Annotated in this window: 11 protein-coding genes; 2 read left to right on the plus strand and 9 right to left on the minus strand. The window is 40.6% G+C overall.

Annotation, left to right across the window (positions count from 1 at the left end):
- Nucleotides 1-3: 3 nt before the first annotated feature.
- Nucleotides 4-2,580 (minus strand): bifunctional diguanylate cyclase/phosphodiesterase, encoded by a 2,577-nt coding sequence (locus tag ACNKW3_RS02885; protein ID WP_427397761.1) that lies wholly within the window; start codon nt 2,578-2,580, stop codon nt 4-6.
- Nucleotides 2,581-2,622: 42 nt separating this feature from the next.
- On the minus strand, nt 2,623-3,021 hold the full coding sequence (locus tag ACNKW3_RS02890; protein ID WP_427397762.1) for a c-type cytochrome: 399 nt from the start codon (nt 3,019-3,021) through the stop codon (nt 2,623-2,625).
- Nucleotides 3,022-3,381: 360 nt separating this feature from the next.
- On the opposite strand from ACNKW3_RS02890, the gene ACNKW3_RS02895 reads away from it, so the two are divergent.
- Nucleotides 3,382-3,981 (plus strand): hypothetical protein, encoded by a 600-nt coding sequence (locus tag ACNKW3_RS02895; RefSeq protein ID WP_427397763.1) that lies wholly within the window; start codon nt 3,382-3,384, stop codon nt 3,979-3,981.
- Between the two features lie 31 nt (nt 3,982-4,012).
- Nucleotides 4,013-4,750, plus strand: coding sequence for an MBL fold metallo-hydrolase (locus tag ACNKW3_RS02900; RefSeq protein ID WP_427397764.1), 738 nt, complete (start codon nt 4,013-4,015; stop codon nt 4,748-4,750).
- Nucleotides 4,751-4,758: 8 nt separating this feature from the next.
- Here ACNKW3_RS02900 and moeB read toward each other — a convergent pair whose 3' ends face one another.
- From moeB to ACNKW3_RS02935, 7 genes are all read right to left on the minus strand, one after another.
- Entirely contained in the window at nt 4,759-5,508 is a 750-nt protein-coding gene (gene moeB, locus ACNKW3_RS02905; RefSeq protein ID WP_427397765.1) for a molybdopterin-synthase adenylyltransferase MoeB, read from the minus strand.
- A gap of 14 nt (nt 5,509-5,522) precedes the next feature.
- Nucleotides 5,523-6,755, minus strand: coding sequence for a molybdopterin molybdotransferase MoeA (gene moeA, locus ACNKW3_RS02910; RefSeq protein WP_427397766.1), 1,233 nt, complete (start codon nt 6,753-6,755; stop codon nt 5,523-5,525).
- A 28-nt stretch (nt 6,756-6,783) separates the two neighbouring features.
- Complete coding sequence (locus tag ACNKW3_RS02915; RefSeq protein WP_427397767.1) at nt 6,784-7,848, minus strand: ATP-binding cassette domain-containing protein; 1,065 nt, start codon at nt 7,846-7,848, stop codon at nt 6,784-6,786.
- Complete coding sequence (modB, locus tag ACNKW3_RS02920) at nt 7,845-8,546, minus strand: molybdate ABC transporter permease subunit (protein ID WP_427397768.1); 702 nt, start codon at nt 8,544-8,546, stop codon at nt 7,845-7,847. The genes ACNKW3_RS02915 and modB overlap by 4 nt, the downstream gene beginning before the upstream one ends.
- Entirely contained in the window at nt 8,547-9,266 is a 720-nt protein-coding gene (gene modA / locus ACNKW3_RS02925; protein ID WP_427397769.1) for a molybdate ABC transporter substrate-binding protein, read from the minus strand.
- A 771-nt stretch (nt 9,267-10,037) separates the two neighbouring features.
- On the minus strand, nt 10,038-10,328 hold the full coding sequence (locus tag ACNKW3_RS02930; protein WP_427397770.1) for a PAAR domain-containing protein: 291 nt from the start codon (nt 10,326-10,328) through the stop codon (nt 10,038-10,040).
- A 101-nt stretch (nt 10,329-10,429) separates the two neighbouring features.
- On the minus strand, nt 10,430-12,883 hold the full coding sequence (locus tag ACNKW3_RS02935) for a TonB-dependent receptor (protein ID WP_427397771.1): 2,454 nt from the start codon (nt 12,881-12,883) through the stop codon (nt 10,430-10,432).
- Nucleotides 12,884-12,929: the final 46 nt, after the last annotated feature.

Genomic DNA, 12,929 nt, shown 5'->3' on the forward strand with positions numbered 1-12,929 from the left:
TTTTTACAATATCGAAGCTTCACCGAGCATTTTTCCTTGCAAATAGTGACAGCCTAAATTACTGATTTCCATCTGAATTTCAGCATCATCAATCCCATCTGCGATGACTTGAATCTCATTGTTTTGGGCAATTAAAATAATAGATTCAACTAGCTGTTGATACTTTAACGACATGTCAATGGACTGTACCAGAGCTGCACTTAGCTTGATATAGTCAAAATCAAACTTAAACAAATGGGTTAAGGAAGCCGATTGATTACCAAAGTTATCCAAGACTAAGCTGACGCCTAGACTTTGCATTTTTGCCAATATAGAGGGTAAATACTTTGGAAATTTTGCCAATGATTGCTCAGTTAACTCAAATACAAGGTTGCTACTATCAATTTCAGACCACTCAAGCAATTGCAATAAATTCTCGTAGGAGTCCTTGTGCATTAGATGTTCAGCGGATAAGGTTAAACCTAATTTATAATCTTGCGTATTTTTGTTTGCCTGCCACATTTTTAGCTGCTTAAATGCCAAATCAATCAAGTATTGATTTACCGCATGATTCAAACCAGTGTTGTTAGCTAATTGCCAAAATTCTGCCCGAGTAATTAAGCTATTCTCTCGGCGCCAGCCCAGCGTAAATTCGTAAAATAAAATAGATTCATCATGTGACGATTTCACAGGTTGAACTAAACAAACGAAGTCGCCTTGTTTAAATGCTTTTCTAAATTCAAGCTCCAATGCCACTTCTTTGATTAATTGGTTTCGCATGCTGATATCAAAAAATACAAAGCGGTTTCGCCCGAGATTTTTAGCATGGTACATAGCAGCATCGGCATCTCGAAGTGCGAGATCACCGTCTTCATACTCTGATGATATTTCTACAATACCCACACTGGCGCCAGAAAATACTTCTTTGCCTTCAATATCAAATGGGGCTGATACAGCTTCAACGATGCGTTGCGCAATGTGTTCAACGTCTGATAGGTTAATGTAACTATCCAACAATACAACGAATTCATCACCACCTAAACGAGCTAATAAATCATGACTGCGTTTACAATGATTAATTCGAATAGCGACTTCTTTTAAGAATTCATCACCAGCATGGTGACCAAGTGTATCATTTATGACTTTAAACCGATCTAAATCGATAAATAAAAGCGCATAGTTATGGTTTTCGTAGCGTTGTTTACTGGCAATCGCTAGCTCAAGTCGACTATTGAATAGCACGCGATTAGGCAAGCCTGTTAGCGCATCATGATGGGCGTCATGAATTAACTTAAGTTCAATCTCTTTACGCTGTTCAATTTGCTTTTTCAACGAACGGTTAGATTGATCTAACTCCGCTGTACGTTCACTGACCATTTTAGACAATTGTTTGTTATACAAAAGCACTTCCTGCTGTGCTTTGCGTCTTTCTATCGCGACCGAAATATGATGGGATACAAAACGTAGTATATCTAAATCTTTGTCTGTGTAATCTGCACTGGCGCCATAAGTTTGCACGGCAAGTACACCTTCTACTTTATTATCGATGATCAAAGGTGCGCCTAACCAAGAGTTGCCACTTTGTAACATGCCAACAACGGTTGTTTCATCAATTGCGCCTGTGCCCCGAATATTGTTCATTTTAGCAGAGTCTAGCAATACAGCTTCTTTCCGATGAATGACATATTCAGTTAATCCATTTTTGAGCTTTCTTGGTTCATTTGAATCGTTGTGTTTTCCAACAAAATAAGGGAAAGATAGTTGGTCTCGTTTTTCATTTAACACTGCAATGTAACAGTTAGGCGCATGCACTAAACGATTAAGAATTGTGTGAATTTTGCCGTAAAATGTCACAATATTTTCATCGCCTGCCGCAGATAACTCACTGATTTCAAAAAGCGCCTTTTGCAGCGCTTCCATGCGTTCCCGCTCAGCAATTTGTGTTTTTAATTGACTGTTAGTTTGCTCGAGTTCGTATGTGCGTTGTTGGATAATTTGTTCTGTTAATTCACGATGTTTAACGCGGTCAACGGCGGTGATAATGTGACGCGAAATAAAGCTAAGAATATCAAGATCATCTTCAGAGTAGCGAATGTCATCGTTGTAGCTTTGAACCGTTAATGAACCTATAGTTTCGCCGTCTCTTTTTAATGGAATACCCATGAAATCCACTGGTGGTGAGCCGACTATTTCAAAGCCTTTTTCGGCGCTTTGTTTTTCATAGTTTTCTTTGGTGAGCACCAGGGTTTCACCCGACCGTAGGATATAGGCCGTGATACCGTTGCGGACTTTTTCGTAGGGAATGTCGCTGACGACTTTTTCGTCAAATTCGTCAACAAAATAACTAAATTTTATTTTGTCATCTTGTTTATCATAAAAGGCAACAAAAAAGTTATCTGCAGGCATAAATCCACGCACGATATCGTGAATTTCCCTGTAAAGAGATTCTAGGTTGCTCGAAGAAGATGATAGCTCACTAATGCTATAGAGGGCTTTTTGAATCCTTTCGGCTCTTTTATATCTTTCCGTAATATCTTGAAGTTGCGGCACCATTGCCCGCAACTCCAATTCATCCAGATCACCAACGCTCGATTTTTGCATGTAAAAACTCTCTCGTTGGAGACGCTGCAGCCTATTTGTAGTCTAGATGCCTTCAGTCATGTACTCAATAGCAATCTTGATGTCTTCATCAGTACAACTGCTACAAGTACCTTTGGCTGGCATACCAGGCGGGATACCATTTATGGCATTTTGCCATACTTGGTCAAACCCTTTTTCTAGCCTAGGTTGCCAATCAGCTGCATTTTGGAATTTAGGCGCACCTAAAACTCCAACAGCATGACAGGCTTGACATGCAGACTCATAAATCGACTTACCCGTTTTGGGTTGGGCTGAAGCTGTCTCACTTGCTGCTCCTGCAACTTTGACCTGTCCAACTGGCTTAATTCTTTCAATAATGTCTTCTTCGGTCATTTCTTGTGCGATTACAGAAGAAATACCAAAGACAGCCAACATCACAGCAATACCTGTTTTGAATTTCACTCAACTCTCCCGAGAATATGCTTGCTTAAATAATATCCGTGCGATTATAACCCGAATATGACTTTGCACAACCTCTGATTGATGATTAAGACTATAGTGGTGTTGCTAAAAATGCACAGATAATAAACCTAATTTATTGTTTGAATTTGGCAGCTTGTAGCAGTCACGTTGCATAACTGTTATCGGCTAGAATACGGAATGCTTACTTTTTTTCCAGTGTTTTGAGTATATTTTTTGATATGCAGTGTGTTATGACATACCTTTACTTAATCAAAGCGATGCTAAATGAAATTAAGTATTTCCCGCTTTAATGTCGATAAAAGACTAGCTGTTAAGTGAAAAACACATCAAGAGAATCAAGTGAAAAAAAATACTGGAAAAGATTTTTTTATCATTTCTGCGGCAGTGGCTGGTGAGCTGTTTCAAGCTATGCGAGTGGCGGAGAAAATTGCCTTGGCATCAAGCAACGCAGGTGTTCTGGCTTTCAGAGCAGGTGAGCGAGCCGCGGGATTTGGTGCATTAACAGGTTTTCTTGCCGAGCTTTCGAAAAAGACGGGTACTATGGCAAATGGCATCAATCAACGGGCGATTAAAATCAGCCAGATGTCTTCAAATTTCTTACGTACAGACAGCACTATCAAGCAAATGCAAAAAGTAATGAGAGACGCAAAAGATGCGCCTTACATAGACAGTTTGCAAATGCCATTGGAAAATATTCAAGAATCAACCGCGCGAGAGCAGATCTTATTTAACCAAGAAGTTAATAAGCTTTACAGTCAACTATTAGATCTTAAAAAAGAACTCGAATCGGCAAAGATTATTGCCACTATGTCGCTAGTTGAATCTTCACAAGCAGATAAAGAGTATCGCGCTGCGCTTACAGATAACGCAGTAAAAATATCAGATGCTGCTAAACAAATTGAAACCCATGTTGATAATGCGCTTGCGCTTTTTCGATAAGATTTAATCTACTTAGATCTAGAGGAAACCTATGATTTGTCAAAAAATATACTCAGATGTAAAACATCAGTGGTTTGTGTTTGGACGAGATCCGAGTAAACCGAATAAAATTATCGATACTAATCAATACATGATTAAAACCTCAAAAAATGCCTTCTTAATGGATCCCGGTGGTATCGAGCTCTTTGCTCCAATGCTGGCGAGTATTGTCAAAGAAATACCCCTAGAACAGATTAAACACGTATTTGCGTCTCACCAAGATCCCGACATTATTTCTTCTTTAGGTTTATGGGATAAAGCGCTTACAGATGCGACCTTGTTTGCACCTCGAATTTGGGAAGGTTTTTTACGTCATTTCGGTATGGAAACAATGAAATTTAAAGGGATTCCTGACGAAGGAGACAAGTTGAATATTGACGGTATTCAATTGCAATTCATTCCTGCACATTATCTGCACTCGTCGGGTAACTTTAATGTATATGATCCTGAAGCTAAAATTTTGATGTCCGGCGATATAGGCGCCGCTATAGAACCTGTAGATGCACCTATGGAAGTAGAAGACTTTGATGCGCATTGTAAATTTATGGAGGGTTTTCATCGTCGTTGGATGCCTTCAAATACAGCCAAAAGCAATTGGGTTGAGCGAGTGAGCAAACTCGAGATTGATATGATGTGTCCTCAGCATGGGCGCATATTTACTGGGGACAATGTTAAGCGTTTTTTAGAATGGTTTGATAAATTGGAAGTCGGGTCAGCGGCAATTAGTTAGTAATCGGATTAGCTACTGCAGGTGTTACAGCTTAGGTTTTTAGGTACGCTAAAAGACCTCCATTTAGATATACTGGCATCGTACATTTGTAAGGTGTTGGTAGCTAATTGTCCAAAATCAGTCAGCACCTTAATTGCTTCAAGTGCTTGAGTTGCACCTATAATGCCTACCAAAGGTGACATCACACCGGATTCTACACAGCTCAATTCTGGTGCTGCAAAATACTGACTTAAACATTGGTAGCAAGCGGTTTGCTTTTTGGGTTGCATGCAAAAAATCTGTCCTTCCATCCTGATTGCAGCCCCTGAAACCATATCTACTTGATGTTGCCAGCAAACCTGATTTATTGTGTTTCTAGTGACGAGGTTATCACAGCAATCAAGCACGATGTCTTGCTCAGGGATTAGTTGATTCAATACTGGCTGAGTGGCTTCTTGATGCAAAGCCTCAATTTCAATTTCGCTGTTGATTTCGGACAGAGCTTGTTTAGCGGATTCCACTTTTGGGGAGTCTAGGCGTGCTTCAGTATGTAATATTTGTCGTTGAAGATTACTCAAGTCCACCTTGTCAAAGTCAATCAAGGTTAGTTTGCCAACGCCAGCTGCAGCTAGATATTGCGCTACCGCGCAGCCAAGACCGCCTAATCCGACAATTAAAGCCGTTTTGTTGATCAGGGCTTCTTGCTTGTCCAAATCAAAACCATTGAGCACTATCTGTCTGTTGTATCTTAGTGCTTGTTGGTGAGAGATGGTCTTCATACTTTTTGCTAGGCCTAAATAAGGGGGGAAGAAAATAATTGAATTTGCACACTTGCGCCGGCTTCAATATCACCAGCTTCCTGATCAATCACAGCAAAACAATTACTCTGTCGAAAGCTCGATAATATGCCAGAACTTTGTGAAACTGCACTGGTAACCATAAGTTGCCCATTGTCATCGCGGTAACAAAAGGCACGTTGAAAATCTGTCCTACCAGGTCTCTTACGGAATTTTTGAGCGGCGATTGCTGTAAGCAAAAAGGGTTTATCTATACTCTGTCCGCTCATTTGACATAAGGCTGGCATAGCTACCTTATCCATAGTTACCGCCGATGAAACAGGGTTCCCCGGTAATCCAAAAAAGATACTATTAGGCAATTGTCCAAACGCCAGTGGTTTTCCTGGTTTAATGGCAAGTTTCCAAAATGCTATCTGTCCCAGCTCTTGTAATACTTCTTTCGTGAAGTCCGCTTCTCCAACCGACACTCCACCACTGGTGATAATACAATCCGCGATTTGGTCGGCTTGCTCAAAAGTCGCACGAATAGCTTGTTTATCGTCTTTGATGATCCCCAAGTCCACTGCTTCAAAACCTAAACGCTTAATCATAGCGATCAACATGGGTCTGTTGGTATCAAATATATGACCTTTAGGTAAAACATTTCCTGAAGCTACCAGCTCATCTCCAGTGGAAAAAACAGCGATTTTTAGGCGCCGGAAAACGTGAATTTCAGACAGTCCTAAAGACGCTAAAAGACCTATATCAACAGGTGTAATTTTGCTTCCTTTGGGTAAAACCACCTGTCCCTTTTTGATATCAGAACCTTGTCGTCTAATATTGTCACCAAGCTTAGCGAGTTGTAAAAATTCGATTTCATTCCCATTTGCTTTTACGTTTTCTTGCATCACCACCGTATCAGCATATTCGGGAATTTCTGCCCCTGTCATGATTCGCACGCATTGTCCGGACGACATTTTCCCTTCGAAAGATGTTCCTGCAAAGCTCTTGCCTACCAATTGGAGTGACTTTGAAGTTGCTAAGTCAGCATGTTTGATGGCATATCCGTCCATGGCCGAATTATCAAATCCGGGAACGTCTATGGGCGATATTATGTCCTGGGCGACAATACGGTCGATGGCATCTACAATTTTAACAATCTGAATTTCTTGAACGGGCTGAACTAACTGTAGAATTTTCTCATGGGCAATGGCTATTGGCATCAAGCCCGTTGAGCTTTGTGAGTGCAAAATTATCTCTCCAAATAATAGCGCTTGTTTATAAATCGCTAAAAACTGCGGTCACTGAGTCTTTAGGCGTCAATTTTAAGGTCTCAACCAGATAGTTGGATACTACGGCAATTAGTTGCTGTCCATCTACTTCTAAATGCACATATGATATGTTTTTGTTGCTACCTTTGCCAATCTGTATCTTTGTAATTACACCGGACAACTTGTTCATTGCAACTATTTGGTTTACCTCGGAAATACTGAGCAATATTTTGGTGGTTGGAATTTGCAATCTTTGCGTGAGCAGAGGTTGATTCATTGATGGGTCATAAGTTGTATAAATTAATTGCTGACTATCTTTCAGTCGATATTTGCGAAGCCCTTGATTTTCAAGATCTGACAGGAATTCTACATCCAAGATTGAAAAACTAAGGCTTTTGGATAAATCATTTTCCAAAGCAGAATTGGTCGATTGAATTGGAAAAATATCAAATTTATCGACTCGTATACATTGTTGAGTAAAAAAAGCGATATCTGATGCATCGTGACTTACCAATACAAACTTGCGTTGATATTTGTCCTGCCAAGATAAAAGTACATTCATTACAATTTCCCGCGACGTCTTATCGATGGCGGAAAGCACTTCATCCAATAGTAATATGGGTTTACCTGATAGCATAGCGCGAGCTATGAGTACTCGTTGTGTTTCTCCCCCAGATAGGGTGGCTGCGGGTTTATTTAGCAGGTCTTGAATGCCTAAATCCGCAACAATTTGGTTATAGAAATCATTGTCCTTTACTCCAAATCGTGAATGTTTGTGTACCAGTAAAAGGTTTTTTTCTACTGATAATGTGGTTAAGAGTCCAAAAGTATTACTCACGTATACGCAGGGATTGTTAGCAGTCTCGTTATCCCAACTCAGGTCGCCGAAGGTCACACTGCATAGGCAATTTGGCAAAAGCCCCGCCATGGTTTTTAGTATACTGGTCTTGCCCGCACCTGAATCACCGATTATCCCAAGATTTCCTGACAGCAGATGCTCTTCAATCTTTTGTATGGCACCAGCGTTTGGCTCTTTCAAGCTAATATTCAGATGAAATGGGATACTGGTCATGAGTGTCCACCGAAATCTTTTGCTGGATTGAATCTGGCAGCCGAGCGATTAAAACGGAAAAGTAGAGTTAAAATTGCAAAACTCAGTACCAGTAAAATTAATGCAAGCTTGTTAGCTGATGCATAATCTAGCATCTCCACATGCTGATACAGAGCGATAGAAACCACTTGAGTTTGACCTGGAATATTGCCACCTATCATTAATATCAACCCAAACTCACCAAGAGTGTGAGCGAAGCCTAGTGTTGCGGCGGTGATTAACGCTGGTTTTATCTGTGGCAGTAACCAGAAATAAAACGCTCTGTATTTAGATACACCTAAGGTCTGAGCAATCATTAAAACTTGAGTGCCTTGCTGTTCAAAAGCGGCTATTAAAGGCTGCATCACAAAAGGCATAGAATAAATGATGGAGCCAACGAGAATACCGCCAAAACTAAATACAAATTGTTCCCCAAAAAGTTGAATCCACAAACCGCCTAAAAAACTCTCTGGAGAAAACGCAATCAATAAGTAAAAGCCTAAAACCGTAGGTGGCAGAATTAAGGGTAGAGATACCATGGCTTCGATAAAAGGTTTGAAACGGCCTCTATATCTACTGATTTTCCAAGCCAGTGGCAGACCTAATAGAAATAAGATCACAACCGTCAATGCAGCTAATTTGAATGTTAGCCATAATGCTTGTAAGTCAGGCAAAATCATTTAACAGCCTTCTTTATGTGTGATTTGGGACAAGTCTGTTTGGTATCCAAGTTTGTTCAATTGAATTTGACTGGTGCACGACAGCAAAAAATCTTTGAAAATAGCGGCCTCTTTTTTCAACTTAGATTTTTGCAGAACCACACCAAACTGTTCTATAGGGGTATGCAGTGTAGAATTTACCGACTGAAAGGTTAAATATTTCGCATTTTGACTTTGTTTATATGCCTGAATAACCATAGACTCAGCAACAAACGCAACGTCAGCATTACCAGAATCTGCGAATTGAAACGCTTGAGCCACATTATTTCCCTGCACGATTTTGGCGCGATTCACCAAAACAGATCCAAGTACCTGAGCAGCTGCAAGTCCATATGGCGCAGAGGTCTCATTAGCAATTGCGATACGCTTAGCGTTCGTAATGATAGTGTCGATAGATTCATTGGGTTTACTTGGATACAAGACTAATTTTCCTAGGGCATATCGCCAAGGTGCAGTACTGAGGTTTTTTGCGGATAAGGATTCAGGTCGCTTTTTATCAGCAGACAGAAAAATGTCAAACGGAGCGCCGTTTAAGGCCTGGGCATATAGTACGCCGGATGATGCTGTAACTAATCTAACGTCAAAGTCAAACCTTTGATTATTCAATATTTGTGTCAATGGATAATAAAAATTACTCGCTACAGCCACAGTTAACCTAGGCTTTTCTTGGCTGTATGCCATTGAAAAGAGATTTATGAACAATAGAAGAATGAGGTAATAAATTCGTTTCAAATTAGTTTGGTATTTTAGAGCCTGTTTATCTGATTATCTGATTATCTTGCCTCAGACGTATACATTTTTCTATGCAAAGCATGCAATAATCAATGAATTATTTTTTAACTAAGTGAAATTTTGGCAAGTATTTTGCTGCAATATTTTTGGTATCTTAGTAAATCAAAAATGTTTATTAATACAGTTGATTACCTGAAATTATACCTAATATTTCACAAAAATTGGCAGATAAAATAATAAGGCAAATTTTTTTACTTCAGCGAGCTTTATTTTAATGCCTTTTAAATACCGAGTTTTCGAGGTTAGTGAAACCAAACAAATTTGGTATAAGGTTGTGAATTAAATTAGTGAGCAATAAGGATTTACTGAGGATATTCCCAGTTGTTTCGAAAAACTTCTGGAAATTTTAGTATGAAGTGCTATACTTAACTCTCAGATACTTGCTAAACATGCAAATCTGAAGGGTTACCTATAGTATTAACAAAGGGGGCCAATCATGAAAATACTCAAGTACTTCAAACCCAAGCTACCATATGCGCCGGTCGCGTACATAGGCCGCAAGAAAGTCGAGAAAATTTTGGGTGCAGACATCAAGAAATTCAAAGACGATAAAAAATAGCGTATTGAGAGTTGGCCGCTAAGGCGGTCAGCTCCAAGCTGAAAGTTCTACCTTCCTAATCAAATTTATCACGCTTCCACAAACTTAACCTTCAAAGGTTATCAATCGCCAATTAAAACCGTTGGACATCCAATTACGATAGAACCGCCATGGGCAGTCATATCACCCATCCTTGCAGCTGGCTTACCGCCAATTAACACACTGGATGAGCCCATATTTATGCTATCGGGAGGACCAACGCAGACGCAGGAATCCCCTTGAACAGCAGCAGGTAAACCGCCTATGAGCACGGTTGGACTACCAGGACCTATGACTGGACCACCAACATGAGGAACAGTAGCAATAACTTGAGGACAAATGTGCATGTCCGTTATGCGCGCAGCGGGCTTCATTTATCTAGGGCCTCTAAGTGGGCTAGTTGCGGATCCTGTACAAATAATATACTAGATCCGCACTAATTCAAGTAAGCCCCATTGCAAACTAATGAGGATTGTTAAAACCGAGCTCTTGCGCCGAGTAGTACGCTTCGGCCCGGTAAAGGAGCTTGGTCACGTAAATAAGAGGTATGTACCCGAGCAAATTCATCGGTTAGATTACGACCTTTGATGAATAATTCAAATTCATAATCTTGCACTGGAAGATAATAACTGAAATTGACATCAACCATGGTGTAACCGTCAGTTGAGGCTTCCAATGGCGCTGTTTTATCTTGTTCGAACACATGCATAACGCTGACGTCAGCATACCAATCTTGAGTTTGATATTCAGCACCAATGCTCAAGCGAGCTGGTGGGGTCCGAGGTAGTTCAGAAGAACTTTCATCATCTAACCGTGCTCTTACCATGTCCGCTTGAGTGGTTAACTTAAGATTGTCAGTCGCTTGCCAGTTTACTTGAAGTTCAGCACCATAAAGTTTTGCATCTTGATTACGGAATAACAACACTGGCAAGCCGTCTTCGTGACCTTCTTCCTCAACATGCTCTTCCTCAAGATCGGCTTCTTCCTCATGATCATGCTCAAAGTCAGCAATAAAGGCTGTGTTGGCGTCATAATAATAGTTATCTACGTGGTTGTAGAACAAATTAAAAATAAAGCCAATATCGCCGTCGAATTTTCGTACAGAGAAATCGAGGTTGTTAGAAGCTTCAACATCTAAATCAGCCTGATTTTGAACAATATGTCCTTCTTCATCTATGTTATAAAACGCGCCAATTTCATAGTTTCCACTGCCTAAATGTGGACCTAATGAAAACAGTTCAGCAGCTGAAGGTGCACGTTCTGCTCGTGCATAAGACAAACTCATATTATAGCCATCAGTGACATCCCAGACGACACCCAAAGATAAGCTTAAAGGGGTAAAGCTAACATCTATGCTTTCTAGATCGGCATGTTCGTGGTTGTGATCTTCATCTTCGTGATGATCTTCTTCTAGATGATCGTCCTCTAAAGAAACCAATTCGATATCGGAAGAGAATAGTTCTGCTGCAGAAATTTTTACTCTCTCGATTCGGGCACCCATCTGTAATAGGTAATCTCCGAAGTGCTTCTCTTCTATCCAACCTAAGCCTAATGTTTGAGTGTCAGAGGGAGGAGTAAAAGCTTCTTCTCCTACAGCTTTAAAATCTGATTGCTTATAATGGACACTAAAGCCACCACGCCAGTCATACCAATGGCGGTGCAGGGCTTCAACTCTCATTTCTGTGGTTTGATTTTGAAAGCTTGTGCCAGGAGCGCCATTTTCAATTTCCACATGTTCATAATCTGTGTATGCACCGGCAAAATTAATTGCGCTGAAGGTATCAGATCCTGGTTGATAACTTGCTTGGGTTTGGTAACGGGTTTGCTTCATGTCCAAGACAACGGCTTCCTCTTCACCTTCTTCTTCACCCTCGTGTTCCTCGTGACCGCCATGTCCAGGTACACCGTATAAACTATCTTGACGTTCTACTGCAAAGCCTATGTGTCCGTTGTCGAATAAATAACTAGAGCCAAGGGAAAATCCAGATGACCTGTATTGGGTATTTTCAACTGTGCTCTCGTTTTCATGCTCGTCATGTTCATCTTCATCATCGTGGTCATCATGTTCTTCTAATATCGCAGCACCGGGGACTGAGTATGTCTGTGCATCACGGTAGTACCCTTGGGCGGAAAAAACGAAATCATTGATATCTTTAATAAGGTTGCCGCTAACCGCTTCCTCAGCGTTATTTGAATTACGACTAAAGCTTAGTTCACCGGTCGTTTCAGCGTATTTAGGAATTCTGTTATCGACTACATTTATAACACCACCTATGGCGCCACTTCCGTAAAATAAGGTCGCAGGACCTCTTAGTACTTCTATTTGCTGAGCAGAGGTGCTGTCAGTCGCAACCTGATGATCAGGGCCAACACGTGAAGCGTCCGAGGCATCAAGACCATTTTGGGCTATTAAAACCCGCGGACCACTTAGGCCACGGATAATTGGCGTACCTGCGACACCGCCGTGAGCAGAGGAATGCACGCCAACTTCATTTGTTAAGGTGTCGCCCAATGTAGATGCTTGTCTTCTATTCAGGTCATCACCGGCTAACACACCGACAGGGATCGAAGATTCAAGATTAGAAGCGTGGAAGGCACTTGCTGTGACATCGAAGATTTCGATACTGGCATCTTTCACCTTGATAACTAAATCGTCGATACCATTTTCAGGTACATTAATTATCGTGGTGTTATGAATAAAGTTTTCAGACGAAACGTGAAGCTCGAATTGTCCTTGGCCGAGATTTTGAAGGCTAAAGCTACCATCTTTTTTGATTGGAGCCCTAAGCTGAGTACCCATAATTTGTACTTCACCTGAAGTCACCAAATTACCGGCCTGATCTCTAACTTCTCCAGAGATTTGACAAGCAATTGCAGGAGAGCTAGCAAGACCTAAAAGTATTGAATATGTGAGAAATTTTTTTGACATCTTTGTATTGTTATAATGTTACATTTTGATTGTTATAATATAACAA

Origin of the sequence: Glaciecola sp. 1036, assembly GCF_050306235.1 — a bacterium.
Taxonomy (GTDB): domain Bacteria; phylum Pseudomonadota; class Gammaproteobacteria; order Enterobacterales; family Alteromonadaceae; genus Glaciecola.